Source organism: Microbacterium sp. NPDC008134 (assembly GCF_042957055.1).
Classification (GTDB): Bacteria; Actinomycetota; Actinomycetes; order Actinomycetales; family Microbacteriaceae; genus Microbacterium.
Genome location: NZ_JBIBHO010000001.1, coordinates 1,976,093 through 2,001,579, shown reverse-complemented (window position 1 = coordinate 2,001,579; position 25,487 = coordinate 1,976,093). Strand labels below are relative to the sequence as shown.

The following is a 25,487-nucleotide window of genomic DNA, read 5'->3' as shown; positions in this document are numbered from 1 at the left end:
GGCGCACGCGGGACCGCCACCTCCGAGCACATGATCTCCCGCAGCGACGACCCGAGATCGCTGCGGGATGAGGTCTTCTCCGCGGTCTTCGACGCTCATTGGGCGGCGATCCGCCACCACATCGAGGGCGTGGTCGTCGACGACGGCGAGGTGACCCAGATCGTCTCGGAGGTGTTCGTCACCGCCTGGGCGCGCCTGAACCCGCGAAAGCCCATGGGGCGGATCTGGCTCCTTCGCGCGGCCGACCGCGCGCTCCGGGGGCGCGCACACGGTGCCCGCACCCGTTCGAGCGCGGCGGCAGCGGTGCACGACGGGTTGCGCGGTCCGCGCGACGAGACGGATGCCGCCGAGCATGCCGCTGTTCTGCGTGCGCTCTCTGTACTCGCGGCCCGCGAGAGGCGTATCATCGTGCTCACGTACTGGGATGGGTTGTCGGTGGGGGAGATCGCCGAACTCTCGCGGAGCTCCGTGGCCCGGGTGCGCAAGACATTGCTCCGCGCACAGGCTCACGTGCGCGAAGCGCTGAGATCGGAGGGGGTGATCGTCGATGACTGACAGTGCTCTGCTCGAGCGCGTGCTCACCGACGCCGACCCGGCACGCACACCGCGGGAATCCGCACCCGACCTGCGAGCGATCGCGCTGCGAGAACGGATCCTGCGCGATACGCGGGCCCCGCGGCAGCACCGCGTGGCCGTCTCCGGGTGGGCGTCGGGGCTCACGGTCGCCGCAGCATCCGCCGTCGTCGCGGTCGCCGTCATGGTTCCGCAGAACGCGGCCGTCGCCAGCACGCCCCTCCCGCTCGAGTTCGACGCCGGGGGAACGACGACTCAGATCCTCGACGACGCACAGGCCGCGCTCGCGACCGGTCCGGGCCCGGCCGAGGCCGAGCGTGTCGCCCAATCCGCATCCTGGTCGTTCGCGGTCGACATGGGCACTCGGGAGACCGAGGTCGTGCCGCAGCTCGTGACGACCACCTGGAATGCCGATCTGTCCGGCCGCACGGTCGCGATCGAGGGCGTTCCCTACGATCCCGCGGATGCCGCGGCGAACGTCGGCTCCGAGATCTCGAGCAGCGGCGAGGTCGCCTGGGAGCTCGACATGGCGCCGGGCGAGTTCTCCGTCCCCGTCGTCGACATGCCCACCGCGACCCCGGAGAACATGCGCGAGGTCCTCGATGCCTACTGGCTGCCGAGCGATCCGACGGGCTTCGACGTCGTCGCCGCGATCAGTGCCGCGAAGGGGCAGTGGACGCTCACGAACGCTCAGGAGTCCGAGATGCTCGGCATCCTGGAGCAGGTGCCCGGCGTCGAGGCGCTGGGCACGTCCACCGACAGGCTCGATCGCCCCGTGACGGCACTGCGAGTCCCGTCGCCCGACGGCACCTCGAGCGACGTGGTGCTGCTCTCCGCCGACACCGGTCGCATCGTCGGTGTCGAACGCACCAACCTCCTCGACAACGAGGCGTTCGCCGCCGGCGCCATCATTTCCTACCAGCTCTGGGATATCGAAGGGATTCTGTGATGAGGTCTACCCGTGCCGTGCTCTCCGCCCTGATCGTCGCCGGCTTGCTCGTGGCGTCCGCCCCCGCCGCGGCATCTGCTGCGACCGGCGCGGACGAGGTCGATCCGCAGATCGCGCAGATGCTCGACGAGATCCCCGGCGGCGTGCTCATCGATTCCCACCGCGCCGTGTGGCCCGAGCTCGACATGGAGGTCACGGTGCCCGGCGCCGTGGGGGGATTCGCCTCACGCGCCGCGGTCGGGAGCTGCGCGACGGGGCGGATCTGCGCGTACAGCAGCGGCTCGCTGATGGGAACGAGCGTGTCGTGGGGCACGTGCGGGATCCTGACCGTGCCGAGCGGGTTCGTGCCGCGGTCGCTCGCCAATGCCCGCAGCTCCGGCTACGCGCAGGCCCGCAACAGCGCGGGGGGAGTGCTCGCCACGGCGAACGCCGGGGCATGGGCGAACGTCGGCGGTACGGCGAAGACGGTCCGCTGCGTCCTCTGACCTCGTCCTCCGAGGCCGTCCTTCGGCCTAGGGGGCGTCGATCTCGCTCAGGGCGGGCAGGACGATGACGGTGCCCTCGCCGTATTCGGAATCGAGTGCCTGCTGGAGCTGTCCGTCGTCCCAGACGACCTGCACCCAGACGTAGCTGCGCTCCGACCAGAGGGCCAGAGCGTCGGTGCCCAGGCGCGAGCTCAGATCGTCCTGGATCTCCGTGAGCTCGGTTGTCGTCGCCTCACCGTCGACCCCGCCGGTGGGGTCGACCGGACGCATCGGGTCGTACAACGCCAGAAGAATCGGCGGATCGGTGACGGTGATGCTCTCGCCGTCGTATTGTCCGGTCACCGCGTACGCGCCCCACGTCGTTCCTCCGCTCGTCTCGCTCCCGTCGACGCGGTCCCAGCTCCACCCGAGCAGCGGCACACCTGTGCACTGCGGCGGATACGACTCGGCGACCGCACCGAGGCAGAACTGAGTGTCGCCGTCGACGTCGAGGACCGTGCCGGTGCCGCGCACGGGCCCCTCGGGTGGATCGACTACGATGTCCGAGAAGTCCTGCGCGTGAGAACCCGCGCTACTCGTGGGCGCGCCGCCCGAACCGGGGCCTGCGGCGCAGGCGGCCAGCGTCGTGGCGAGCGCCGTCGCGGCGGCAGCGGACCAGAGAAGACGGCGGCGCAGTGGTGTGCTCATACCCACCAGTGTCGCCGAGGTCGTGATCGTCTCACGTGCGCGGCGGACGAGGCATCCTGCTAGCATGACCACATGCCTTTCGGCGGTCTGCTTCTTCTTAGCTGCCGCGACGAGTCCTGAGAGCTAGGGCCTTCCTCGTCGCGGCGCTTGTGTTGGCCCGTACATTTCTGACGAAGAGAAGAAGCCCACCATGCAGAACACGCAGCGCCCCTCCGGGATGCCGATCCACAAGTACCGGCCGTTCCACGAGCAGATCGCGGTAGACCTCCCGGACCGCACCTGGCCCGATGCCCGCATCACGACCGCGCCCCGCTGGTGCGCCGTCGACCTGCGCGACGGCAACCAGGCCCTCATCGACCCGATGTCGCCCGAGCGCAAGCGGGTGATGTTCGAACTCCTCGTGAACATGGGATACAAGGAGATCGAGGTCGGGTTCCCGTCCGCCAGCCAGACGGACTTCGACTTCGTGCGTCAGCTGATCGAGGAGAACCTGATCCCCGATGACGTCACGATCCAGGTGCTGACCCAGGCGCGCGAGCACCTGATCGAGCGCACGTACGAGTCGATCGCCGGCGCGAAGCAGGCCATCGTGCACCTCTACAACTCGACGAGCGTGCTGCAGCGAGAGGTCGTCTTCCGCACCGACAGGCAGGGCATCATCGACATCGCGCTCGAGGGCGCGCGCCTGTGCCGCGAGTTCGAGAAGCGCATCCCCGAGACGCAGGTGTACTACGAGTACTCGCCCGAGAGCTACACGGGCACGGAGCTCGAGTTCGCCGCCGACATCTGCAACCAGGTGATCGAAGTCTTCGAGCCGACGCCCGAGCGCAAGGTCATCATCAACCTGCCGGCCACGGTCGAGATGGCGTCGCCCAACGTCTATGCCGACTCGATCGAATGGATGAGCCGCAACCTCAACCACCGCGAGAACGTCATCCTCTCGCTGCACCCGCACAACGACCGCGGCACCGCGATCGCCGCGGCCGAACTCGGCTACATGGCCGGCGCGGATCGCATCGAAGGATGCCTGTTCGGCAACGGGGAGCGCACCGGCAACGTCGACATCGTCGCGCTGGGGATCAACCTGTTCACGCAGGGCATCGATCCGCAGATCGACTTCAGCGACATCGATCAGGTGAAGCGCACGGTCGAGTACTGCAACCAGCTGCCGGTGCCCGAGCGCAGCCCCTGGGCGGGAGACCTGGTCTTCACCGCGTTCAGCGGATCGCACCAGGATGCGATCAAGAAGGGCTTCGAGGCGATGTCCGTGCGGGCCGACGCGGAGGGCGTCACGGTCGACGACATCGAATGGGCGGTGCCGTATCTGCCGGTCGACCCGAAGGACCTCGGTCGCTCCTACGAGGCCGTGATCCGCGTCAACTCGCAGTCCGGCAAGGGCGGTGTCGCCTACCTGCTGAAGGCCGACCACGCGATCGACCTGCCGCGCAAGCTGCAGATCGAGTTCTCGGGCGTCGTCCAGACGAAGACGGATGCCGAGGGCGGCGAGGTCACGAGCGACCAGATCTGGTCGATCTTCACCGACGAGTACCTGCCGGCGGTATCGAGCGACGACAAGTGGGGTCGCTTCGAGCTGCTCTCGACGCAGACGAGGAGCGACATGTCGGGCGATGTGGTGCTCGATGTCACTCTCCGTGACGACGACCAGCAGGTGGCCGTCGCGGGGAACGGCAACGGGCCGATCGCCGCGTTCATCGAGGTGCTGCGCGCGCAGGGCTTCGACATCACGCTCTACGACTACGTCGAGCACGCTCTCAGCGCCGGCGGCGACGCGCAGGCCGCGGCCTACGTCGAGCTGCAGATCGGTGACCAGCGTCTGTGGGGCGTCGGTATCGACGGCGACATCTCGACCGCGTCGCTCAAGGCGATCGTCTCGGGCGTGAACCGCTCGATCCGCGCCCGGCAGTCGGAGCTCGCCGCCGTCTGAGCGACTATCCGGGTCGGTGACCTGCACAGGGCTTGGCCCTGTTGAACCGCGTCAGGGCTTGACGATCGGGATCGCCCCGGTCTCCGCCGCGACCTTGCGGCGGTACAGTCGACGCTGCTCGGGCAGGGAGACATCGAAGCTCACCGCGAGCACACGGATCACCGCGGTGACGGCGATGCCGATCACGGCCGCGAGGGGGATCGACATGCCGAGAGCGTGCGCGACGACGATGAACGCGCATCCGCCTCCCGCGGCGACGGCGTACAACGATCCGACGTGCATGATCGCGGTCGGCAGCCCCATGAGCATGTCGCGCAGCACGCTGCCGCCGACCGCAGCGCACACGCCGATGAAGACGGCCGGAACCTCGGGGATGCCGAGCGTGAGGGCCTTGCTCGTGCCGAAGGCCCCGAACATGCCGATGACGATCGCGTCGAGCCCGACGATCACTTTGTTCAACCGCGTGAAGAGTCCGGCGAGCAGCATCCCGAAGAGTGCGGCGCCGGTGGCCGTGACGAGGTACCACTGGTTCTGCAGCGTCGCCGGGGTCTGCCCGAGCAGGATGTCGCGGATGAGACCGCCGCCCATCCCGATCATGATCCCGATGATCGCGACGCCGAGCCAGTCCAGACGTCGCTGCCCCTGAAAACCGGAGGCGAAGAGGGCTCCCTGGACGCCGCCGAGCCCCACGCCCAGCAGATCCGCCCAGAACGGGATGATGAAGAGCGGTTCGGTCACCCGTCCATTGTCGCGCACGGAGGATAATCGAGGGATGCCCACCTATCGAGACGAAGCGGTGATCCTGCGCACCCACAAACTCGGGGAGGCGGACCGCATCGTCACGATGCTATCGCGCCGTCACGGCAAGATCCGCGCGGTCGCGAAGGGCGTACGGCGCACCTCGTCGAAGTTCGGCTCGCGACTCGAGCCGTTCATGGTGGCCGATGTGCAGCTCTACCAGGGGCGGTCGCTCGACATCGTGCAGCAGGCGGAGTCCCTCGGCGCGTACGGCGCCGACATCGTCGCGCACTACGACCGCTTCACCTCGGCCAGCGCGATGGTCGAGACGGCCGACCGGCTGAGCGACGCCGAGGCGACTCCCGAGCAGTACCTGCTGCTGGTCGGGGGCCTGCGAGCGCTCTCCCGCGGCGAGCACGCACCCCGCAGCATCCTCGACTCCTACCTGTTGCGTGTGATGGCGCTCTCGGGCTGGGCGCCGTCGTTCGGGGAGTGCGCCCGATGCGGCACGCCCGGACCCCACTCGACGTTCGTCGTGCAGATGGGTGGTCTGGTGTGCACGTCGTGCGCTCCCGCGGGCAGCCCGCGCATCGGCGAGACGGCGCTGGCCCTTCTGCGCTCACTGCTCGCGGGCGAGTGGGATGCCGTCGACTCGGCGTCCGCCGCCGACACGGCCACTGCGTCCGGCCTCATCAGCGCCTACGCCCAATGGCACCTCGAGCGCGGCATCCGCTCGCTCGCGCACGTATCCGACATCCCCGGAGGAGCACGGTGACCCCCAAGCCCTACACGCACAAAGACGCGGTGGCGTACCGACCGCTCGACTGGACGGGTGTGCACCCGCCGGAGTTCCGTGCGGTGCCCGAGCACGTGGCGATCGTCATGGACGGCAACGGACGCTGGGCGAATCGCCGGGGCCTGAGCCGGGTCGAGGGGCACAAGGCGGGCGAGGAGGTGCTGCTCGACGTCGTCGCCGGCGCCATCCAGGCGGGCGTGAAGCACCTCTCGGTCTACGCGTTCTCGACCGAGAACTGGGCGCGGTCGCCCGAGGAGGTGCGCTTCCTCATGGGCTACAACCGCGATGTGCTGCACCGGCGCCGCGACCAGCTCAACGAGTGGGGCGTGCGGGTGCGGTGGGCGGGGCGCAAGCCGCGCCTGTGGGGCAGCGTCATCAAGGAACTGCAGTACGCCGAGCAGTTGACGCGTGGCAACGACGTGCTCACGCTGACGATGTGCGTCAACTACGGCGGACGGGTGGAACTCGTCGACGCGATGCGCTCGATCGCGGCGGACGTCGCGGCGGGCCGGGTGAAGCCGAACGCGATCAGCGAGAAGGTGATCCGTCGCCACCTGTACGTGCCCGACATGCCCGATGTCGACCTGTTCCTGCGAAGTTCGGGGGAGCAGCGCACCTCGAACTTCCTGCTCTGGGAATCGGCATACGCCGAGATGGTGTTCCTCGACACGCTCTGGCCGGACTTCTCTCGCGAGGAGCTCTGGCGGGCGATCGGGATCTATCTCTCGCGCGACCGCCGCTTCGGCGGCGCGATCGACGCGCCCGACGCCTCGGCCTGAGCGCGCAGCCATCGCTCCGCCTCGCGCGGATGCCGGAGACGCACGATCACGAGATGCGGGAACTCGGCGGCGACCACCGGCATCCGTTCCGCCCATTTGCCGAGCGTCGCCGTCTGCCAGGCGAGGATGTTCTCCTCGGGTGAGCCGCGGAACGTCCGCCAGATCGGTCTCTCGACGTTGTCGTTCCACAGTCGGGTGCGAAGGACGCTGCGGCCGATCGTGCGGCGGAGCAGGCGCGACCGCACCACGCGATACGGGTAGTCCAGCCACACGGCGAGGTGAGCGCGCGGTGGCAGGATCTCGTCCGTGCCCTTGCTCGTGTACTGCCACTCGGTGACCCAGCGCTCCTCGCCCGCGAACGCGCGCACGTCGGCGAGGAACTCCGGTCGAGGCGTCCAGTCGGCGCCATGGAACAGTCCGTCGATCTCGACGTGACGCAGCCCCCAGAGTCGGGCGATGCGGCCGGACAGAGTGGTCTTGCCGGATCCGGAGACGCCCGCCACCAGCACGCGCTGCGGCGTCAGCGGCAACGGATCGTCGGCGGACAGCATCCGACGATCCTACTTCCCACCGGAATACGAGCGAGTCCGAGGGGGTTGGACGAAAGTGTGAGCGAACCTATCTCCATCGACATCTGGTCCGACATCGCCTGCCCGTGGTGCTACATCGGCAAGCGCAATCTCGAGAAGGGGCTCGAAGCGGTCTCCGGCGACGACGACGCCCCGCAGGTGAACGTCACCTTCCACTCGTTCGAACTCTCGCCCGACACCCCCGTCGACTTCGACGGCGATGAGATCGACTTCCTCGCCGGGCACAAGGGCATGCCGCGCGACCAGGTCGAGCAGATGCTCGCCAACGTGACCGGTGTCGCCGAGAAGGCGGGCCTGCAGTACCGGTTCGACCTGCTGCAGCACACCAACACCGTCAAGGCGCACGAGCTGCTGCACTTCGCCAAGGCGCAGGGCCTCCAGCACGAGATGGAGGAGCGCCTGATGTCGGCGTACTTCACGGAGGGCAAGCACGTGGGCCGCATCGACGATCTCGTGGCCCTCGCGGTCGAGGTCGGTCTCGATGCCGATGGCGCACGCGAAGCGCTCGAGACCGAGCAGTACCTCCCGGCCGTCCGCCAGGACCAGGCGCAGGCGCGTACCTACGGCATCCAGGGCGTGCCGTTCTTCGTGATCGACGGGCAGTACGGCATCAGCGGTGCCCAGCCTCCCGCCGCGTTCGAGAACGTGCTGCGCGACCTGTGGTCGAAGCGCGGCGACGCCGAGCTCGAGGGCAACGCGGAGGCCGAGGCCGCCGCGGTCTAACGCGTCAGCGCAGCCTCGATCGCACCGACGATCGCGGGGTCGTCCGGCTTCTGCTTCGGCCGGAACCGGAGGACCTCGCCGTCGGGCAGCACGAGGAACTTCTCGAAGTTCCATTCCACGCGCCCGGCCTTGCCGTTCGCGTCGGGCGTCTCCTTCAGAGCCTTGAAGAGTTCTGCGGCGTTCCGTCCGTTGACCTTGACCTTGTCGTTCACCGGGAAGGTGACGCCGTAGGTCGTGGAGCAGAACTCCGTGATCTGCTCCACGGAGCCCGGCTCCTGCAGGAACTGGTTGCTGGGGAAGCCGACCACGCTGAACCCGCGGTCGCCGTACAGGCGCTGCAGTTCCTCGAGCTGCTCGTACTGCGGGGTGAGCCCGCACTTCGACGCGACGTTCACCACCAGCAGCACATCGGCGCCGAGGTCATCGAGAGTCTTCTCGTTGCCCTGCGCATCGGTGAAGGGGATCGAACGGAGCGCGGAATCGGTCATACTCCACAGCTTAGGTCGATGGGGCACTCCGGGCTCCGCGTCTGGGAGAATGGTCAGGACATGACTCTCGCCACCGAATCCGCGCGCACGCTTCGCATCGGTCCCATCGACCTCGACGTGCCGGTGGTCCTCGCGCCCATGGCCGGGATCACGAACACCGCCTTCCGTCGTCTGTGCCGCGAGTACGGCGCCGGCCTTTACGTCAGCGAGATGATCACCTCGCGCGCTCTCGTCGAACGCAACGAGACGACGATGCGTCTGATCCGTCACCACGAGAGCGAGACGCCGCGGTCCATCCAGCTCTACGGCGTCGACCCGAAGACGATCGCCGAAGCCGTGCGCATCATCGTCGCCGAGGACCACGCCGACCACATCGATCTGAACTTCGGATGCCCGGTGCCCAAGGTGACGCGCAAGGGCGGGGGAGCGGCTCTGCCGTGGAAGAGCTCGCTCTTCGCCGACATCGTGACGCAGGCCGTGAAGGCGGCGGGCGACGTGCCTCTCACCGTGAAGATGCGCAAGGGGATCGATCCCGACCATCTCACCTTCCTCGACGCCGGGCGCGCGGCCGAAGACGCAGGCGTCGCCGCGGTTGCCCTGCACGCCCGCACCGCGAGCGAGTTCTACTCCGGCAACGCCGACTGGAACGCGATCGGCAAGCTCAAGCAGGCCGTCACCAGCATCCCGGTGCTCGGAAACGGCGACATCTGGTCGGCCGACGACGCCGTGCGCATGATGGAGCAGACCGACTGCGACGGCGTCGTCGTCGGACGCGGATGCCTCGGGCGCCCCTGGCTCTTCGGAGAACTGGCCGCCGCCTTCGGCGCCGAGAGCCACCCCGTCGACGCCACGCTCGGGTTCGTGGCCGACGCCTTCCGTCGACACGCCGAACTGCTCGTCGAGTTCTTCGAGGACGAGGACCGCGGATGCCGCGACGTGCGCAAGCACGTGGCCTGGTATTTCAAGGGGTATCCGGTGGGCGGCGACATCCGCACGGGGCTTGCGACGGCCTCGAGCCTCGCCGAGATCGACGACCTGCTGAGCCGCCTCGACCACACCGCCCCCTATCCCGGAGCGGATGCCGAGGGGCAGCGCGGCCGCGCCGGCCGTCCGAAGCGCCCGGCCCTCCCGGACAAGTGGCTCGATTCGCGCGAGATCGCCGCGTCGGCCTCGGAGATGATGCGTGGAGCAGAGATCGAGAACAGCGGTGGGTGACCCGGGCACGCCGGCGCGTGCACCCCGAGTCGACGGGTACGACCCGCGCGACGCCGAGCGCTTCTTCGCCGAGACACATCGTTCGGAGCGCGACGACTTCGCGCGCGACCGGGCGCGCGTGCTGCACTCCGCCGCGCTGCGGCGGCTCGCCGCGAAGACGCAGGTGCTGAGTCCGGCGAGCACGGCCGACTTCGCCCGCAACCGTCTCACCCACTCGCTCGAGGTGGCACAGGTGGGTCGCGAGCTCGCGATCGCGCTGGGGGTCTCGGCCGACGTGGTCGACACCGCCTGCCTCAGCCATGATCTCGGGCACCCGCCCTTCGGTCACAACGGCGAGCGTGCGCTCAACGAGTGGGCGGCCGACATCGGCGGGTTCGAGGGCAACGCGCAGTCGCTGCGCATCCTCACCCGGCTCGAGGCGAAGGTGCTCGACGACGACGAGCGCTCCGTCGGGCTCAACCTCACGCGCGCGAGCCTCGACGCCACGTGCAAGTACCCCTGGACGGTCGACAGCCCGGTTCCCGATCCCGGTGGACGTCTGAAATTCGGGGTGTACCCCGAAGACGAAGCCGTCTTCCGGTGGATGCGCGAGGGCGCGCCCGGACGGCTGCGCTGCATCGAGGCCGAGATCATGGATCTCTCCGATGACATCGGGTACTCGGTGCACGACTTCGAGGATGCGATCGTCAACGGCTACCTCGACGTGGCCCAGCTCTCCGATCCGGCCGAGCACGAGGCGCTGCTCAGCCGCATCCAGCAGTGGGTGGGGTACGACTTCACGCGCGAGGAACTCGCCGATGCCCTCTACCGGCTCTCGTCACAGTCGATGTGGCTCTCGTCCTTCGACCGCAGTCGCCAGTCGCTCGCGCGTCTCAAGAACCTGACGAGCGACCTGATCGGGCGGTTCGCCCGTGCGGCCGTGTCGGCGACCCGCGACGCCTACGGCAGCGAGAACCTCGTGCGCTACAACGGGCACGTCGTCGTGCCGCGCGTGGTCGAGGCCGAGATCGCCGTGCTCAAGGGCATCATGGGCCAGGCGATCGTGACGATCGAGGCGCGCAAGGGCGTCTACAAGGAGCAGCGCCGGGTGCTCACGCGTCTCGCCGACGCGCTGTGGCAGACCGACACGCTGTGGTCGGCCGGAGCCGATGTGCTCGAGCCCGCGTTCGCCGCGGACTTCCACGACGCCGAGACCGACGACCAGCGCGCACGCGTGATCGTCGACCAGATCGCCAGCCTCACCGACCAGAGCGCGATCGACTGGCACAACCGTCTCGTGGGCGAGATCGACCCGGCCGAGGTCGGCATCTGGACCCCCCGTCACGCACGCCCCGGGGCGCGCGCGCACGCCGAGAGGTCGACCGTCGTCGAAGGGGCGCGCTGATGCCCCGTATCCGGCAGGCCGACGTCGACGAGGTCAAGTCGCGCACGAACATCGCCGACATCGTGGGGGAGCGCGTCGCGCTGAAGTCCGCCGGCGTCGGATCGCTCAAGGGGCTCTGCCCCTTCCACGACGAGAAGAGCCCGAGCTTCCACGTGCGCCCGCAGGTGGGCTACTACCACTGCTTCGGGTGCGGGGAATCGGGCGACGTCTACTCGTTCCTGCGCGAGATGGATCACGTGAGCTTCACCGAGGCGGTAGAACGGCTCGCCGGGCGCATCGGCTACACGCTCCACTACGAGGACGGCGGCGCCGCCCCCGAGACGAGCGGTCGCAGTCGGCTGTACGCCGCGAACACCGCCGCGGCCGAATTCTTCCGGTCGCAGCTGCTGTCGGCGGATGCCGAGGCGGCGCGACGGTTCCTGGGCGAGCGCGGGTTCGATGCCGGAGCGGCGGCGCACTTCGGTGTGGGCTTCGCTCCCCGCGGATGGGACGGGATGCTCAAGGCGCTGACGGCGCAGGGCTTCACCCGCGAGGAGCTCAGCACCGCCGGTCTGGTCTCCACCGGGCAGCGTGGCGTGTACGACCGATTCCGCGGCAGACTCGTCTGGCCGATCCGCGACGTATCCGGTCAGACGATCGGGTTCGGCGCGCGCAAGCTCTTCGACGACGACCAGGGGCCGAAGTACCTCAACACCCCCGAGACGCCGATCTACAAGAAGGCGCAGGTCCTCTATGGCCTCGACCTCGCCAAGCGCGACATCTCCCGTGGCGATCCGCGCCGTGTCGTGGTCGTCGAGGGGTACACCGATGTCATGGCCTGCCATCTCGCCGGACTGACGACGGCGGTGGCGACCTGTGGAACGGCCTTCGGCGCCGAGCACATCAAGGTACTGCGCCGAGTGATGGGCGACGACAATGCGTCGGGCGAGGTCGTGTTCACGTTCGACGGCGACGAGGCGGGGCAGAAGGCGGCGCTACGCGCCTTCACCGAGGACGACCGCTTCAACGCGCAGACGTTCGTGGCCGTGGCGCCCGACAGTCTCGATCCTTGCGACCTGCGCCTGCAGCGCGGGGATGCCGCCGTGCGCGGCCTCATGGACGCGAAGGTCCCGATGTTCGAGTTCGCGATCGATCGCAAGCTCGCAGGCTTCGACCTGGCGACGGTCGAGGGGCGCGTCGGTGCGCTGCGGGCGGCCGCCCCGATCGTCGCGGAGATCCGCGATCGACTGCTGCGCCCGGGATACGAGCGCGTGCTCGCGCGACGCCTGGGCATGGACCCGACCGAGGTGCACACCGAGGTCGAGCGCTCGGCGCGCGGCGGATCGCAGAGCGCTCCCTCGCGCCGCGAGACGGTGCCCTCCGGTGCGGGCGAGGGCACAGCATCCGGGATCGCTCCCGTGACGCTCGCGAGCCTGCCGCGCTCGGCCGACATCGCCGTGGAGCGCGACGCATTGATGGGCGCGCTGCAGTACGGCCATCAGATCGACCAGCCGCTGCTCTCACGGGCGCTCAGCGCGCCGCTGCGCACGCCCGCACTCGACGCCGTGCGCGAGGCGGTCGCGGCGGCTGCGGATCGTACGCGGGCGGGGTGGGCGACGGATGCCGTCAACAGCGTGCGTGAGCCGTACCGCTCGCTCGCGGGGGAGCTGCTCATGATGCCGTTCCCCGCGCGGAACGAAGAGGGCGCGGTGGCGAGCACCACGGATCTCGCGCGGCGCCTCGTCCTGCGTCAGCTCGAGAGCGAGAAGCAGGAGCTCCTGGGAGCGGTCCAGCGGGTTCCGGCGGACTCCGATGGCGGGCGCGCGCTCCGCATGCGCCTGCGCGACATCGATATCGAGCGTCAACGGTTCGTCGAGTCGTAACCCCCCGGGGCCGCTGCGGGAGGGCAGGATGGAGGAATGTCCCGCAGGCACGCCTCCACCCACGCCATCGACTGCTCCGATCTGGTCATCGACCGGATCGGGCACGGATCTCCCACGCGCGCGGTCGACGGCGTCTCGTTCTCGCTCGCTCCGGGCGCGCTCCTGTGCATCGCCGGGCCCACAGGGTCGGGCAAGTCGAGCCTCGTCGCCGCTCTGGCAGGATCCACCGATCCGTCGGTCAAGGTCGTCGGTGGTCGCGCGGAGGTCTGCGGCGTCGACGCGCGTCGACCCGGACGCAAGCACCGCGTGCTCACCTACCGCACCGGCTTCGTGCCGCAGGGCGCCGGAGCCGATCTTCCTCCGCGGCTGACCGTCAACGAGGTGATCGCCGAGCCCATCCTGATGCGGGAGAAGCGTGTCAACAGCAAGGCGCTCTCGATCCGCGTCGCCACGCTTCTCGACGAGCTGCACCTGCCGCTCGGAACGGCCGCGAAGTTCCCGTACGAGCTGAGCGCCGGTATGCGCCAGCGCGTGGCGATCGCGCGATCGTTCGTGCTCGAGCCGCAGGTGCTCATCGCCGATGAGATCCTCGCGAACCTCGACCTCGAGGTGCGTCCGGTGGTCTTCGACGCGATCACGCGGCGGCGAAAGGAGCAGTCGATGGCGGCGCTTCTCGTGACGAACGACGCCGACTTCATCCGCGAGCTCAATGCCGAGACGCTCATGCTGCGCGCCGGACACGTCGTGGCGCGCGGGGTCGGGAAGGATCTGCTCTGGGTGCCGAACGCGGAGGCGGATTCTCGGCGGTGATCGCGACACGCCCGAGAGCGCGATAACCGCCCCCGGTGTCACGAGCACGGCTCGGAGTTTGCTAAGCTTGTCGAGTTGCCCGCGCAGCGGAGCACATTCCTCGGTAGCTCAATTGGCAGAGCAGCCGGCTGTTAACCGGCAGGTTCTTGGTTCGAGTCCAAGCCGGGGAGCCAATGAAAAGCCCCTCTTCGGAGGGGCTTTTCCCTTGCCTGCCGCGAGTTCCTGCTACATCCACTTCTGCTTCTTGAAGACGAGGAAGAGCACGAGTGCGAATGCGATCATCCCGCCGACGGCGAGCGGATAGCCGAAGGTCCAGTGCAGTTCGGGCATGTTGTCGAAGTTCATGCCGTAGATCGCACCGATGAGCGTGGGCGCGAACAGGATCGCCGCCCACCCTGAGATCTTCTTCATGTCCTCGTTCTGGCGCTGGGCGACGAGGGTTCCGTTGACGGTGAGGATCTGCGACAGCGACTCGCGCACCTCCGCAACCCGCGTGCCGATTCGGCGGAGGTGGTCGTCGACGTCCTGGAGATAGGTCTGCAGCTCTTCGGGGATGTCGTAGCGTGTGAAGCCGTCGCGCAGGGCGGCCAGCACCTCGCTCAACCCGGATGTCGCCTGCTGCAGGTCGATGACCTCCTGGCTGAGGCGGTAGATGCGCTCGGTCACCGTGGATTCGCCGCGGAACACCTGTCGTTCGATCTGCTCCTTGTCGACCGCGATGCCGCGCAGCACGGGGGAGTAGCCGTCGACGATGGCGTCGAGCAGTCGGTAGACGATGGCTTCGGGCCCGTGCCGGAGCAGTTTCTCATCGGCGAGGAGCGTCTGCTCGCCCCGATCCGCTGCCCCGGAGGCGTCGTCGGCGTCGACGCCGTCGATCCAACGGGCATCCTGGCAGAACACGGCGACGGCGTGCGGCCGGACGAGGATGTGGAATTCCGCGAAGTCGACGTCCTCGGTTGCGTCGAGGTACCAGGCCGAACGCACGACGAGGAAGAGGGTGTCGTCGTAGCGCTCGAGTTTCGGGCGTTGACCGGCGTGCAGCAGATCCTCGACGAGGACGGGGTGGAGCTCCCACGCCGTCGCGAGTTCGGCGACATCGTTCGGCGTCGGCGTCGGGTACAACAGCAGCGTGGTGCGGTTCGCGCCCTCCCGCGTGAAGCGCATCGCGTCGTCGACCGTGGTGCTGCGTGACGGGACGCTCAGTCTGCCGTCGTCGACGTAGCGGGTGCGGCGACCTGCGTCCGTCGTCACCGCACCGCCGTCGGCGGCTCGGCGTCGGAAGACTCCGGCGCGACGCGGGGAAGTGGGGTCCTGGGGTGGTTGCGTCATCGCGCATCCTTTCGTTCCCTTGGAAGTATGCCGTAGGGAACGTGCGGGTGCGGTCGGGGAATATCCCGGGTAGAGTGACGTTTAATGTGATACCCCCTGGGGGTATCGGTCCCTATCGAAGGAGTAGCCATGGGCGACACCACCACCGAATTCCGCGTCACCGGCATGACCTGCGGCCACTGCGAGATGTCGGTCCGCGAAGAGGTCGAGCAGATCGACGGCGTCGAGGTCGTCGACGTCAGCGCTCAGAGCGGGATGCTGCGCATCACCGCTCCGGACGTCGACGATGCGCAGATCTTCGCGGCTGTATCCGAGGCCGGATACTCGGCCGTGCGCGTCTGATGAGCGCTCGGGCGGCCGGTGTCGACCTCGAGATCGGCGGGATGACGTGCGCCTCGTGCGCAACGCGGATCGAGAAGAAGCTCAATCGCCTGGACGGGGTGACCGCCACGGTCAACTACGCGACGGAGAAGGCGTCCGTCGCGGTGCCCTCGGGCTACGACCCGGCCGTCCTGATCGCCGAGATCGAGAAGGCCGGGTACACGGCCGCGTTGCCGGAGCGTACGCCGGATACCGAACCCGATGCCGCGGGCGACCCCGAGCTCGACAGCCTGCGCACGCGGCTGCTCGTCACGATCGCGCTGACCGTGCCCGTGATCGCGATGGCGATGATCCCGGCACTGCAGTTCACGTACTGGCAGTGGGCGTCGCTGACGCTCGCCGCTCCCGTCGTCGTGTGGGGTGGGTTGCCCTTCCACCGGGCGGCCTGGGTGAATCTCCGTCACGGAGCGGCGACGATGGACACGCTCGTGTCGATGGGCACGATCGCGGCGTTCCTGTGGTCGCTGCACGCCCTGTTCTTCGGCATGGCCGGAATGCCGGGCATGACGCATCCGTTCGAGTTCGTGCTCTCACCCTCCGACAGTGCCGATGCGATCTATCTCGAGGTCGCCGCGGGCGTGACGATGTTCATCCTGGCCGGTCGGTATTTCGAGAAGCGGTCGAAGCGTCGCGCGGGAGCCGCGCTGCGCGCCCTGCTGGAACTCGGCGCGAAGGACGTCGCGGTGCTCCGGGAAGGGATCGAGCGGCGCATCCCCGCGGAGGAACTGCGGATCGGCGATGAGTTCGTGGTGCGCCCTGGCGAGAAGATCGCGACGGACGGGGTCGTCGTGTCCGGGACATCGGCCGTCGACGCCTCGATGATGACGGGGGAATCCGTCCCCGTCGAGGTCGTCGCGGGAGACCCGGTCATCGGGGCGACGGTGAACGCGGGTGGTCGCCTCGTGGTCCAGGCGACCAGGGTCGGCGCCGACACGCAACTCGCGCAGATGGCGCGACTGGTGGAGGAGGCTCAGACCGGGAAGGCCGAGGTGCAGCGTCTGGCCGATCGGATCTCGGGCGTCTTCGTGCCGATCGTGCTGGTGATCGCTCTCGGCACGCTCGTCACCTGGTTCGTCGTCGGTGCCTCGACGACGATGGCGTTCACGGCCGCCGTCGCGGTGCTGGTGATCGCGTGCCCCTGCGCGCTCGGTCTCGCGACCCCCACCGCTCTGCTCGTCGGTACCGGCCGCGGAGCCCAGCTGGGGATCCTCATCAAGGGGCCGGAGGTGCTCGAGTCCACGCGAGCGGTCGACACGGTCGTTCTCGACAAGACGGGGACGGTGACCCGCGGCGCGATGGGCCTCGTCGACGTGATCGTCGAACAGGGCACGGACCGCGTCGAGCTCCTCCGTCTCGCCGGTGCTCTCGAGCGGGCGTCCGAGCATCCGATCGGCCAGGCCATCGCTCGTGCGGCGACGACCGAGGTCGACGCGCTTCCGTCCGTCGACGGGTTCGTCAACCATCCCGGCATCGGAGTGGAGGGCATCGTCGACGGGCGGCGCGTGCGTGTCGGCCGCGCCGCGCTGTTCGATGATTCCGACACCTCCGATACCGGCGCTCTTCTCGCTGCCCGTGCTTCGCACGAGCAGGCGGGGCGTACGGTGGTGACGGTCGGCTGGGACGGTGCGCTCCGCGGAGCGCTCGTCGTGGCGGATGCCGTGCGACCGACGAGTGCCGAAGCGGTCGCACGGATGACCGCGATGGGGCTCACCCCCGTGCTCCTCACCGGCGACAACGCGGCGGTGGCGCGGCATGTCGCTCGCGAGGTCGGCATCGACGAGGTCATCGCCGAGGTCCTCCCCGCGCAGAAGGCCGAGGTGATCGCGCGATTGCAGGCGGACGGCCGGACGATCGCGATGGTCGGCGACGGTGTCAACGACGCCCCCGCGCTCGCGCGTGCCGACCTCGGTATCGCGATGGGAACGGGAACGGATGCCGCGATAGAGGCGTCCGACGTCACTCTGGTCCGCGGCGATCTGCGCAGCGCCGTCGACGCGATCCGCCTCTCGCGCCGCACGCTGAGCACGATCAAGACCAACCTGTTCTGGGCGTTCGCCTACAACGTGGCGGCGATCCCGATCGCGGCCCTCGGACTGCTCAATCCGATGCTGGCCGGCGCTGCGATGGCCCTGTCGAGCGTGTTCGTGGTCGGCAACAGTCTGCGCCTGCGCGGGTTCCGCAGCATCGCGCGCGAAGAGGGGAGAGTGCGATGAGCGAGATGCACGCACACGCGCACCACGGGCACGATGCGGCGCCCGCCAGTGAGCAGGCGGATGCCGGAGGGCACTCCGCTCACGACGGGCACTCCGCCCACGCGGGGCACACCGGGCACGGCGATCACGTCGGTCAGTTCCGGCGACTGTTCTGGATCAATCTGATCCTGGCGGTGCCGGTCGTGCTGCTGTCGCCGATGTTCGCGATGATCATCGGCTACGACATCCCCGACGGCGGCGTGCGATTCGTCGCCCCCGTCATCGGTTCGGTGATGTACGTGTGGGGCGGTCGGCCGTTCCTCCAGGGCGCCGTCGGCGAACTGCGCGCACGACGCCCCGGAATGATGCTGCTGATCGCCCTCGCGATCACGGTCGCGTTCCTCGCCTCGTGGGGAGCGACCCTGGGGCTGCTGCTCCACGAGCTGGAGTTCTGGTGGGAGCTCGCCCTCCTCATCGTCATCATGCTGCTCGGGCACTGGATCGAGATGCGTTCGCTGGCGCAGACGACCTCGGCGCTCGATTCGCTGGCCGCGCTCCTGCCCGACGAGGCCGAGCGCCTCGAGGGCGGTCGAACGGTGAGCGTGTCGCCGGACGAGCTCCGTCCGGGCGATCTGGTGGTGGTGCGCCCCGGCTCGCGGGTGCCCGCCGATGGGCGGATCGTCGACGGGAGCGCGGCGATGGACGAGTCGATGATCACGGGGGAGTCCCGCCCGGTGACACGGGAGTCCGGCGAGACGGTCACCGCCGGTACCGTGGCGACCGATTCGGGTATCCGCGTCGAGATCACCGCGGTCGGCGACGACACGGCGCTGGCCGGCATCCGTCGGTTGGTCGAGGATGCGCAGAACTCGTCATCCCGCGCCCAGCGGCTCGCCGATCGGGCGGCGGCGCTGTTGTTCTGGTTCGCGCTGATCTCGGCGGCGGCGACCGCCGCGGCCTGGTCGGCCGTCGGCGACGTCGACGCCGCGGTCGTGCGTTCGATCACCGTCCTCGTGATCGCGTGCCCGCATGCTCTGGGTCTCGCGATTCCCCTCGTGGTCTCGATCGCGACCGAGCGTGCGGCCCGTGCCGGCATCCTCGTGAAGGACCGGTTGGCGCTCGAACGCATGCGTACCGTCGACACGGTGCTGTTCGACAAGACCGGAACGCTGACGCGCGGTGAGCCGGTCGTCACCGATATCGCGGCGGCCAACGGCATCGATCCCATTCGCGTGCTCGCCCTGGCGGCATCGGCGGAGGGAGACAGCGAGCACCCCCTCGCCCGGGCGATCGTCCGCGCGGCGGAGGAACGCGCACTCGACGTCCCCTCGGCCACGGGATTCTCCTCATCGCCGGCTGTCGGAGTCCGGGCGGCGGTCGACGGCGAGGACGTACGCGTGGGCGGCCCGAAGATGCTCGACGAGGTCGGGGCAGCGGAGTTGCCCATCGCCGAGGCATGGCGGGCGACCGGGGCGATCATCCTGCACGTCGTCGTCGACGGCGCGCTGGCTGGCGCGTTCGCGCTGGCCGATGAGGTGCGCACCGAGTCCCGGGCCGCGGTCGATGACCTTCATCGGCGCGGCGTCGACGTCGTCATGATCACCGGGGACGCGCAGGCGGTCGCGGATGCCGTCGCCGCAGATCTCGGCATCCGGCGTGTGTTCGCGGGCGTGCGCCCGGAGGACAAGTCGGCCACGGTCGCGGAACTGCAGCGCGAGGGCAGGACCGTCGCGATGGTCGGGGACGGCGTGAACGACGCCCCCGCGCTGGCGCAGGCCGACGTCGGCATCGCGATCGGGGCGGGGACCGACGTGGCGATCGCTTCGGCCGGGGTGATCCTGGCCAGTTCCGATCCCCGCTCCGTCGTATCCGTGATCGAGCTGTCGCGCGCGACCTATCGCAAGATGTCGCAGAACCTGTGGTGGGCGGCCGGCTACAACCTGCTCTCCGTGCCGCTGGCCGCGGGCGTGCTGGCGCCGATCGGGTTCGTGCTGCCGATGTCGGTCGGTGCCGTGCTGATGTCGCTCTCGACGGTCGTCGTCGCGCTCAACGCGCAGTTGCTGCGTCGGCTCGATCTCCGGCCCGGCCGCGGCGAGACGTCAACGTGATGCGCCCGCAAGAGAGCCGGTGACGGGGCCGGACGGGTCGAAGACGACGCACTGGATGGTCCGGTCGTCGTGCTCTTCCCATGACGTCTCACTCGGGGTGAGGGGGAAAACCTCGAACACCGATTCGGCCTTCTCGAGGCCGATGAAGCCGGTGTAGGGCTCGCCGATGCACTCCATGCTCGCCGCGTCGATGTCGGTCTCCGAGAAGTCCCCGTCGGGCATGGTGATCTCGTGGAAGACCTCCTGGTCGTGGGACTCCGCGCAGGGGACCACGACGATGTCCTCGCGCAGACCGCTGGGGGCATCCATCATGCAGTCGCCCAGCTCGAGCGCGACGATGTCGATGGTCGCCTCCTCCGCGACCTGACCGGTCTCGGAGTCGCGCTCGGGTTCTTCCGATGTGCTGCACCCGAGGAGGGTGATCGAGAGGGAGGCGGTGAGTGCGAGCCCGGCGAGGCCGCGGCGTGCGTGCGGGGTCATCCCTATCCTCAGCCTTCCAGATCGTCGACGCCGGGCATCCAGCTCGCGCCGGGTCGGCCCCAGCCGCGCTTCCGCGCGATCTTCTGCGCTGTCTTCCAGTCGCCGTCCGACAGCCGATCCACGTAGAGGATGCCGTCGAGGTGGTCGAACTCGTGCTGCATGATGCGTGCGCGCCATCCCTCGACCGCGATCGAGACAGGAGCTCCCTCGAGGTCGATGCCCGTGACGCGTGCGCTCTCCGACCGGCGCAGGGGGAAGCGCTCGCCCGGGAACGACAGGCAGCCTTCGGATTCCAGGTCGGGGTCGGGGGAGCCGGGCTCGAGCGGGGTGATCCACAGCTCGGGATTGAGGATGACGCCGCGCCATGGCTGATCGTCGTCGTCGACGTAGGAGTAGGTGTAGATGCGCAGGCCGACGCCGACCTGCGGGGCGGCCAGGCCGACACCCGGGGCGATGTCCATCGTCTCGAACATGTCGGCGACGAGCGTGCGGATCTCGTCGGTGATCTCGTCGACGGGGGAAGCGGGGGAGTGCAGGACGGGGTCGCCCATGATGCGAATCGGAAGTACAGCCACGTCACAACCCTACTGGGCGCACTGCGGCAGGTAGGGTCGTAGGGTGAGCGCAGGGGTGTGGAAGTGAACTCGGTCGAAGACGTCGGCGAACAGCTCGTCGGTGTCTTCCAGAACCCCGGGTTGCTCCTCGGCATCCCGCTCGCCCTGGCCGGAGCGGTGTTCATGTCGCTCGGCGCGCAGTACCAGCACCGCGGCGTCGAGAAGGTCGAGCGTCTGAGCGGCTCGCAGGGTACCTCGGGACTCAGCTTCGACCAGCTCCGTCGCCTGCTCACGCGTCCCTCGTGGATCATCGGCACCCTGATGCTGGGACTCGCGATCGTGTGCCAGCTCGCCGCGCTCGTGCGCGCACCGCTGATGGTCGTGCAGCCGCTCGGCGCCATCGCACTGGTGATCACGACGCTGCTGAACGCCCGTATCTCCGGTCACTCGCCGACCAAGAAGTCCATCACGGCGATCATCTGCTGCGTCGGCGGCATCTTCCTCTTCGTCTTCTTCGCCGCGCTGTTCGCGACCGAGCGCGAGGTGCAGGATCGAGAGCTGTTCGTGATCCTCGCGCTCCTCCTCGTCGTGATCATCGTGCTCGGAGCGTGCTGGCTGATCCTGCGCCACCGTATGCGGGCGCTGTTCTACGTGATCGGTGCCGGCATCCTGTACGGATTCGTCGCCACCCTGGCCAAAGTCGTCATCAAGCGCATCGAGGCGGGCCAGTTCGAGTGGATCACCGCGATCTGCGTCATCGCGCTGATCGCCGCCGGGGCGGCCGGCGCGTACTTCGTGCAGACCGCCTACAGCTCGGGACCTCCCGATCTCGTCATCGCCGGCCTCACGGTGGTCGACCCGCTCGTCGCCGTGCTCATCGGCATGGTCGTCCTCGGCGAGGCGGCCGCCGCGCCGCCGTGGGCCCTCGTGATCTACGGTGTCGCCGGAGCGATCGCGGTCTACGGCGTGGTCAACCTCGCCCGCTACCACCCGCAGGTGCTCAGCGAGAGCCAGGAGATCGGGATCACGCGCGGAAGCGACGGCGGCCCGACGACAACGACGAACCCCGGCGCCGCGCAGGCACCGGGGTCCGAGGAGACGGATCGTCCGTAGGGGCGTTTCCCTCGAGTCCGAGGTCAGTACGCCTGATCGATGAGATCCGGTGAGACCTCGGAAGCGGCAGCTTCATCGACGAAGAACACCGTGCGCTTGCGACCGCGGGCCCCGGCGACCGGAACGCTCGTGTAGCTCGCGCCGGCGAGGGCCAGGCCCAGCGCTGATGCCTTGTCGGCACCCGTGAGCACCATCCAGACGCGCTTCGACGAGTTGATGACCGGACGCGTCAGCGTCACGCGCTCGGGCGGAGGCTTCGGCGAGTTGCGCACGGGGAGGGCCGCGGCATCCGTCACCGTGACCTCGGCGCGATCCGGGAAGAGCGACGCGATGTGCCCGTCGGGGCCGACCCCGAGGAAGCACACGGCGAACGCGGGCCACGGGTTCTCGTCGGTACCGAATCGCGCGAGCTCGGCGGCGTACGCCGCGGCCGCCTCATCGAGGGTCACGCCCTCGTCGGAGCCGGCCACCTCGTGGATGTTCTCGGGCGGTACCGGGATGTGGTCGAGCAGTGCGCGACGGGACTGGAGCGCGTTGCGGTCCGCGTCGTCGCGCGGCACGAAACGCTCGTCACCCCACCAGAAGTGCACGAGTGACCAGTCGATCGCCTCGGCACGCGGATCCTCGCGCGTCGCCGTCAGCACCGCGCCGCCCATCGAACCGCCGGTGAGGGCGACGTGAGCGACGCGGCCGTCGACGGTGCGGGCGCGCAGCCGCGTCAGGAAGCGGTCGGCGACCCGTGCAGCCACATCGGCGGGCAGAGTTTCGATCACGACCCGCTTCTCCGCGGACGTTGCGTCGCTCACGTCGTCACTCTCCTGTCTCGGGCGGGCCCAGTTTCTCCCAGCCCTCGGTGATCACTCGACCGTACAGGAGGTCGGGATCCAGACGACGCAGCTCTTCGGCGAGGCATTCGCGAAGGGTGCGCCGCGGAAGGTGCAGGTCGTGGTTCGGCTGGTCGGGCTGCGTGAGCTTGGCGACGCCGGGCGCCGGGCGCTCGAGCAGGATGTCGCCCGACTCGCGGGTCAGGCGCACCGAACGGATGCCGTCGTGCCAGACCTCCGGCTGCTCGGAGAACCAGCGGACCGGCACCTCGAGAGCGAGCTGCAGCCAGGCGGCGAGGAGCGCGGTCGAGGGGGAGGCGGCAGCCCCGCGGACCTCGACGGCGGTGATCGGCTCGAACGGCGGCTGGTCGAGCACGGCGGCGAGCTGCTCGCGCCAGTGCGTCAGACGGGTCCAGGCGAGGTCGGTGTCACCCGGCGCGTGCGTCTTGCCGAGCAGCGCGAGGCGGTCGCGCACGTCGTGCGCCGTCGCGGCATCGGTGATCCGGCGCTGCGCGATCCGGCCCAGCGGAGAGGACGATGGAGAAGTCGGTGCCTCTTCCGGCCACCAGGCCACGACCGGAGCATCCGGCAGGAGCAGACCCGTGAGAAGGCTCTCCTCGTTGCTCGCGGCCTCGCCGTAGGCGTGCAGCACCACGACCTCGCTCGCTCCGGCATCCCCACCGACGCGGATCTGGGCGTCGAGACGGGACTCGCCCTCGCTGGTGGTGAGCACGATGACGCGCATCGGGTGCTCACGCGATGCGTCGTTGGCGGCGTCGATCGCCGCCTCGGCGACGCCGTTGCGGGCCGAGATGACGAGGGTCAGCACGCGACCGAGGGCGACGGCGCCGCCCTCCTCGCGCACCTTGACGAGCTGCTTGGCGACCTGGCTGACGGTCGTGTCGGGAAGGTCGATGATCACGGTCGTCTCCAGACTCGTCCGTCGCGGGCCAGCAGGGCGTCGGCGGATGCCGGGCCCCACGAACCGGGTGCGTACTGCTCAACCGGGCCGCCCTCCGACGCCCAGAACTTCTCGACGGGGTCGAGGATCTTCCAGGAGAGCTCGACCTCCTCGTGCCGCGGGAACAGCGGCGGGTCGCCCAGGAGGACGTCGAGGATCAGGCGCTCGTATGCCTCGGGGCTCGCCTCGGTGAAGGCGTGGCCGTATCCGAAGTCCATCGTCACGTCGCGCACGTTCGACCCGCTGCCCGGGACCTTGGACCCGAAGCGGATCGTGACGCCCTCGTCGGGCTGCACGCGGATGACCAGCGCGTTCTGACCGAACTCCGACGCGTTGCCGCGTCCGAACAGGTGCTGCGGAGCGCGGTTGAACACCACGGCGATCTCGGTGACGCGACGGCCCAGGCGCTTGCCGGTGCGCAGGTAGAACGGCACACCCGACCAGCGGCGCGTGTCGATCTCGAGCTTGATCGCGGCGTAGGTCTCGGTGGTCGACTCGGGGTTCATGCCCTCCTCGTCGAGGAAGCCGGTGACCTGCTCGCCGCCCTGCCATCCGCCCGCGTACTGGCCGCGCGCGGTCGCCTGCGAGAGGTCGTCCGGCACGTGCACCGCGGCGAGGACCTTCTCCTTCTCGGCGCGAAGGTGCTCCGCCGAGAGGCTGATCGGCTCCTCCATGGCGGTGAGCGCGAGCAGCTGGAGCAGGTGGTTCTGGATGACGTCGCGCGCGGCGCCGATCCCGTCGTAGTACCCCGCGCGTCCGCCGACTCCGATGTCCTCGGCCATCGTGATCTGCACGTGGTCGACGTAGTTGCGGTTCCAGATCGGCTCGTACAGCTCGTTGGCGAAGCGCAGAGCGAGGATGTTCTGCACCGTCTCCTTGCCGAGGTAGTGGTCGATGCGGAAGATCGAGTCGGCCGGGAACGCGACCTCGAGGGCCTCGTTGAGCGCCCGCGCCGAGTCCAGGTCGTGCCCGAACGGCTTCTCGATCACCACGCGACGCCAACGCGAATCCTCGTCGGCGTCCTCCCCGACCAGTCCCGAGTCCTTGAGTTGCTTCGCGACGAGCGGGAAGTCCTTCGGCGGGATCGACAGGTAGTACGCGTGGTTGCCCATGGTGCCGCGTTCCACGTCGAGCTGATCGACGGTGTCCTTCAGCTTCTGGAACGACTCGGGGTTGTCGAACTCCCCGGACACGAAGCGGATGCCCTGCAGCAGCTGCGCCCACGTCTCCTCGCGGAACGGCGTACGCGCGTGCTGCTTGACGGCCTCGTAGACGACCTGGGCGAAGTCCTGATCCTCCCAGTCGCGCCGGGCGAAGCCGACCAGCGCGAAGCCGGGGGGAAGAAGGCCGCGGTTGGCGAGGTCGTAGACCGCCGGCATGAGCTTCTTGCGGGACAGATCTCCGGTGACGCCGAAGATCACGAGGGCGCTGGGCCCGGCGATCCTGTTGAGACGGCGGTCATCGGGATCGCGCAGCGGGTTGTGCCCGCGCGAGAGGGGAACAGACATCGGTGGGGGATTC

Annotated in this window: 25 protein-coding genes and 1 tRNA gene; 16 read left to right on the top strand and 10 right to left on the bottom strand. The window is 69.1% G+C overall.

What is annotated here, in order from left to right; translation table 11 throughout:
• Nucleotides 1-30: 30 nt before the first annotated feature.
• The 3 genes from ACFY9N_RS09535 to ACFY9N_RS09525 are packed head-to-tail and all read left to right on the top strand — an operon-like array spanning nucleotide 31 to nucleotide 2,007.
• Nucleotides 31-555 carry an RNA polymerase sigma factor gene (locus tag ACFY9N_RS09535; RefSeq protein ID WP_391478263.1) on the top strand — a complete coding sequence of 175 codons (525 nt, stop codon included), beginning with the start codon at nucleotides 31-33 and terminating at the stop codon, nucleotides 553-555.
• Entirely contained in the window at nucleotides 548-1,522 is a 975-nt protein-coding gene (locus ACFY9N_RS09530; RefSeq protein WP_391478262.1) for a hypothetical protein, read from the top strand. Before ACFY9N_RS09535 ends, ACFY9N_RS09530 begins: the two co-directional genes overlap by 8 nt.
• On the top strand, nucleotides 1,522-2,007 hold the full coding sequence (locus ACFY9N_RS09525; RefSeq protein ID WP_391478261.1) for a hypothetical protein: 486 nt from the start codon (nucleotides 1,522-1,524) through the stop codon (nucleotides 2,005-2,007). Before ACFY9N_RS09530 ends, ACFY9N_RS09525 begins: the two co-directional genes overlap by 1 nt.
• A 27-nt stretch (nucleotides 2,008-2,034) precedes the next feature.
• Here the strand turns inward: ACFY9N_RS09525 and ACFY9N_RS09520 are convergent, their stop codons facing one another.
• Nucleotides 2,035-2,694 (bottom strand): hypothetical protein, encoded by a 660-nt coding sequence (locus tag ACFY9N_RS09520; protein ID WP_391478260.1) that lies wholly within the window; start codon nucleotides 2,692-2,694, stop codon nucleotides 2,035-2,037.
• Nucleotides 2,695-2,884: 190 nt separating this feature from the next.
• Between ACFY9N_RS09520 and leuA the strand changes: the two genes are divergently transcribed.
• A complete protein-coding gene (leuA, locus tag ACFY9N_RS09515) occupies nucleotides 2,885-4,639 on the top strand; it encodes a 2-isopropylmalate synthase (RefSeq protein ID WP_391478259.1) in 1,755 nt (584 codons plus the stop codon).
• A gap of 51 nt (nucleotides 4,640-4,690) precedes the next feature.
• Here the strand turns inward: leuA and ACFY9N_RS09510 are convergent, their stop codons facing one another.
• Nucleotides 4,691-5,377, bottom strand: a complete 687-nt coding sequence (locus tag ACFY9N_RS09510) for a trimeric intracellular cation channel family protein (RefSeq protein ID WP_391478258.1) — start codon at nucleotides 5,375-5,377, stop codon at nucleotides 4,691-4,693.
• Between the two features lie 34 nt (nucleotides 5,378-5,411).
• On the opposite strand from ACFY9N_RS09510, the gene recO reads away from it, so the two are divergent.
• Both recO and ACFY9N_RS09500 read left to right on the top strand, forming a co-directional pair.
• Nucleotides 5,412-6,152 (top strand): DNA repair protein RecO, encoded by a 741-nt coding sequence (recO, locus tag ACFY9N_RS09505; protein ID WP_391478257.1) that lies wholly within the window; start codon nucleotides 5,412-5,414, stop codon nucleotides 6,150-6,152.
• A complete protein-coding gene (locus ACFY9N_RS09500; protein WP_391478256.1) occupies nucleotides 6,149-6,952 on the top strand; it encodes an isoprenyl transferase in 804 nt (267 codons plus the stop codon). The genes recO and ACFY9N_RS09500 overlap by 4 nt, the downstream gene beginning before the upstream one ends.
• Here ACFY9N_RS09500 and ACFY9N_RS09495 read toward each other — a convergent pair.
• A complete protein-coding gene (locus ACFY9N_RS09495; protein ID WP_391478255.1) occupies nucleotides 6,892-7,503 on the bottom strand; it encodes an AAA family ATPase in 612 nt (203 codons plus the stop codon). The two genes, ACFY9N_RS09500 and ACFY9N_RS09495, sit on opposite strands and share 61 nt — an antisense overlap.
• 57 nt (nucleotides 7,504-7,560) lie before the next feature.
• On the opposite strand from ACFY9N_RS09495, the gene ACFY9N_RS09490 reads away from it, so the two are divergent.
• A complete protein-coding gene (locus tag ACFY9N_RS09490; RefSeq protein WP_391478254.1) occupies nucleotides 7,561-8,265 on the top strand; it encodes a DsbA family protein in 705 nt (234 codons plus the stop codon).
• Here ACFY9N_RS09490 and ACFY9N_RS09485 read toward each other — a convergent pair.
• Nucleotides 8,262-8,753: a glutathione peroxidase gene (locus ACFY9N_RS09485; protein WP_391478253.1), complete on the bottom strand. Its 492-nt coding sequence runs from the start codon at nucleotides 8,751-8,753 to the stop codon at nucleotides 8,262-8,264. The two genes, ACFY9N_RS09490 and ACFY9N_RS09485, sit on opposite strands and share 4 nt — an antisense overlap.
• A 60-nt stretch (nucleotides 8,754-8,813) precedes the next feature.
• Here ACFY9N_RS09485 and dusB point away from each other — a divergent pair, with 60 nt between their 5' ends.
• The 5 genes from dusB to ACFY9N_RS09460 all read left to right on the top strand — a co-directional run bounded on the left by dusB (nucleotide 8,814) and on the right by ACFY9N_RS09460 (nucleotide 14,197).
• Nucleotides 8,814-9,968, top strand: coding sequence for a tRNA dihydrouridine synthase DusB (gene dusB, locus ACFY9N_RS09480; RefSeq protein WP_391478252.1), 1,155 nt, complete (start codon nucleotides 8,814-8,816; stop codon nucleotides 9,966-9,968).
• Nucleotides 9,961-11,352, top strand: coding sequence for a deoxyguanosinetriphosphate triphosphohydrolase (locus ACFY9N_RS09475; RefSeq protein ID WP_391478251.1), 1,392 nt, complete (start codon nucleotides 9,961-9,963; stop codon nucleotides 11,350-11,352). The genes dusB and ACFY9N_RS09475 overlap by 8 nt, the downstream gene beginning before the upstream one ends.
• The gene (gene dnaG / locus ACFY9N_RS09470; protein WP_391478250.1) at nucleotides 11,352-13,214 is read left to right on the top strand and encodes a DNA primase; all 1,863 of its coding nucleotides are present in this window, start codon (nucleotides 11,352-11,354) and stop codon (nucleotides 13,212-13,214) included. Before ACFY9N_RS09475 ends, dnaG begins: the two co-directional genes overlap by 1 nt.
• 36 nt (nucleotides 13,215-13,250) lie before the next feature.
• On the top strand, nucleotides 13,251-14,024 hold the full coding sequence (locus ACFY9N_RS09465) for an ATP-binding cassette domain-containing protein (protein ID WP_247622243.1): 774 nt from the start codon (nucleotides 13,251-13,253) through the stop codon (nucleotides 14,022-14,024).
• 97 nt (nucleotides 14,025-14,121) lie between these two features.
• Nucleotides 14,122-14,197, top strand: a tRNA-Asn gene (locus ACFY9N_RS09460).
• Between the two features lie 52 nt (nucleotides 14,198-14,249).
• Here ACFY9N_RS09460 and ACFY9N_RS09455 read toward each other — a convergent pair.
• Entirely contained in the window at nucleotides 14,250-15,353 is a 1,104-nt protein-coding gene (locus ACFY9N_RS09455) for a magnesium and cobalt transport protein CorA (RefSeq protein ID WP_391478249.1), read from the bottom strand.
• A 129-nt stretch (nucleotides 15,354-15,482) separates the two neighbouring features.
• Between ACFY9N_RS09455 and ACFY9N_RS09450 the strand changes: the two genes are divergently transcribed.
• Genes ACFY9N_RS09450 through ACFY9N_RS09440 form a run of 3 tightly spaced genes read left to right on the top strand, consistent with a single transcriptional unit; the run spans nucleotide 15,483 to nucleotide 20,034 of the window.
• Nucleotides 15,483-15,695 carry a heavy-metal-associated domain-containing protein gene (locus ACFY9N_RS09450; RefSeq protein WP_391478248.1) on the top strand — a complete coding sequence of 71 codons (213 nt, stop codon included), beginning with the start codon at nucleotides 15,483-15,485 and terminating at the stop codon, nucleotides 15,693-15,695.
• The gene (locus ACFY9N_RS09445) at nucleotides 15,695-17,947 is read left to right on the top strand and encodes a heavy metal translocating P-type ATPase (protein ID WP_391478247.1); all 2,253 of its coding nucleotides are present in this window, start codon (nucleotides 15,695-15,697) and stop codon (nucleotides 17,945-17,947) included. Before ACFY9N_RS09450 ends, ACFY9N_RS09445 begins: the two co-directional genes overlap by 1 nt.
• Nucleotides 17,944-20,034, top strand: coding sequence for a heavy metal translocating P-type ATPase (locus ACFY9N_RS09440; protein ID WP_391478246.1), 2,091 nt, complete (start codon nucleotides 17,944-17,946; stop codon nucleotides 20,032-20,034). Before ACFY9N_RS09445 ends, ACFY9N_RS09440 begins: the two co-directional genes overlap by 4 nt.
• Here the strand turns inward: ACFY9N_RS09440 and ACFY9N_RS09435 are convergent.
• Entirely contained in the window at nucleotides 20,026-20,514 is a 489-nt protein-coding gene (locus ACFY9N_RS09435; RefSeq protein WP_391478245.1) for a hypothetical protein, read from the bottom strand. The two genes, ACFY9N_RS09440 and ACFY9N_RS09435, sit on opposite strands and share 9 nt — an antisense overlap.
• 8 nt (nucleotides 20,515-20,522) lie before the next feature.
• The gene (gene def / locus ACFY9N_RS09430) at nucleotides 20,523-21,089 is read right to left on the bottom strand and encodes a peptide deformylase (RefSeq protein WP_391478244.1); all 567 of its coding nucleotides are present in this window, start codon (nucleotides 21,087-21,089) and stop codon (nucleotides 20,523-20,525) included.
• Nucleotides 21,090-21,152: 63 nt separating this feature from the next.
• On the opposite strand from def, the gene ACFY9N_RS09425 reads away from it, so the two are divergent.
• The gene (locus ACFY9N_RS09425) at nucleotides 21,153-22,181 is read left to right on the top strand and encodes a DMT family transporter (protein WP_391478243.1); all 1,029 of its coding nucleotides are present in this window, start codon (nucleotides 21,153-21,155) and stop codon (nucleotides 22,179-22,181) included.
• 23 nt (nucleotides 22,182-22,204) lie between these two features.
• Here ACFY9N_RS09425 and pgl read toward each other — a convergent pair whose 3' ends face one another.
• The 3 genes from pgl to zwf are packed head-to-tail and all read right to left on the bottom strand — an operon-like array spanning nucleotide 22,205 to nucleotide 25,474.
• A complete protein-coding gene (gene pgl, locus ACFY9N_RS09420; protein WP_391478242.1) occupies nucleotides 22,205-22,987 on the bottom strand; it encodes a 6-phosphogluconolactonase in 783 nt (260 codons plus the stop codon).
• 4 nt (nucleotides 22,988-22,991) lie between these two features.
• The gene (locus ACFY9N_RS09415; RefSeq protein WP_391478241.1) at nucleotides 22,992-23,927 is read right to left on the bottom strand and encodes a glucose-6-phosphate dehydrogenase assembly protein OpcA; all 936 of its coding nucleotides are present in this window, start codon (nucleotides 23,925-23,927) and stop codon (nucleotides 22,992-22,994) included.
• Nucleotides 23,924-25,474 (bottom strand): glucose-6-phosphate dehydrogenase, encoded by a 1,551-nt coding sequence (gene zwf / locus ACFY9N_RS09410; protein WP_391478240.1) that lies wholly within the window; start codon nucleotides 25,472-25,474, stop codon nucleotides 23,924-23,926. Before zwf ends, ACFY9N_RS09415 begins: the two co-directional genes overlap by 4 nt.
• Nucleotides 25,475-25,487 lie beyond the last annotated feature (13 nt).

Bases quoted from the DNA above. Each gene is read 5' to 3' on its own strand.
- ACFY9N_RS09530 (WP_391478262.1), top strand. From the start codon at position 548: ATGACTGACAGTGCTCTGCTCGAGCGCGTGCTCACCGACGCCGACCCG.
- ACFY9N_RS09465 (WP_247622243.1), top strand. From the start codon at position 13,251: ATGTCCCGCAGGCACGCCTCCACCCACGCCATCGACTGCTCCGATCTG.
- zwf (WP_391478240.1), bottom strand. From the start codon at position 25,474: ATGTCTGTTCCCCTCTCGCGCGGGCACAACCCGCTGCGCGATCCCGAT.
- ACFY9N_RS09520 (WP_391478260.1), bottom strand. From the start codon at position 2,694: ATGAGCACACCACTGCGCCGCCGTCTTCTCTGGTCCGCTGCCGCCGCG.
- dnaG (WP_391478250.1), top strand. From the start codon at position 11,352: ATGCCCCGTATCCGGCAGGCCGACGTCGACGAGGTCAAGTCGCGCACG.
- ACFY9N_RS09440 (WP_391478246.1), top strand. From the start codon at position 17,944: ATGAGCGAGATGCACGCACACGCGCACCACGGGCACGATGCGGCGCCC.
- leuA (WP_391478259.1), top strand. From the start codon at position 2,885: ATGCAGAACACGCAGCGCCCCTCCGGGATGCCGATCCACAAGTACCGG.
- ACFY9N_RS09535 (WP_391478263.1), top strand. From the start codon at position 31: ATGATCTCCCGCAGCGACGACCCGAGATCGCTGCGGGATGAGGTCTTC.
- recO (WP_391478257.1), top strand. From the start codon at position 5,412: ATGCCCACCTATCGAGACGAAGCGGTGATCCTGCGCACCCACAAACTC.
- ACFY9N_RS09455 (WP_391478249.1), bottom strand. From the start codon at position 15,353: ATGACGCAACCACCCCAGGACCCCACTTCCCCGCGTCGCGCCGGAGTC.
- ACFY9N_RS09525 (WP_391478261.1), top strand. From the start codon at position 1,522: ATGAGGTCTACCCGTGCCGTGCTCTCCGCCCTGATCGTCGCCGGCTTG.
- ACFY9N_RS09450 (WP_391478248.1), top strand. From the start codon at position 15,483: ATGGGCGACACCACCACCGAATTCCGCGTCACCGGCATGACCTGCGGC.
- ACFY9N_RS09445 (WP_391478247.1), top strand. From the start codon at position 15,695: ATGAGCGCTCGGGCGGCCGGTGTCGACCTCGAGATCGGCGGGATGACG.
- ACFY9N_RS09435 (WP_391478245.1), bottom strand. From the start codon at position 20,514: ATGACCCCGCACGCACGCCGCGGCCTCGCCGGGCTCGCACTCACCGCC.
- dusB (WP_391478252.1), top strand. From the start codon at position 8,814: ATGACTCTCGCCACCGAATCCGCGCGCACGCTTCGCATCGGTCCCATC.
- ACFY9N_RS09485 (WP_391478253.1), bottom strand. From the start codon at position 8,753: ATGACCGATTCCGCGCTCCGTTCGATCCCCTTCACCGATGCGCAGGGC.
- ACFY9N_RS09495 (WP_391478255.1), bottom strand. From the start codon at position 7,503: ATGCTGTCCGCCGACGATCCGTTGCCGCTGACGCCGCAGCGCGTGCTG.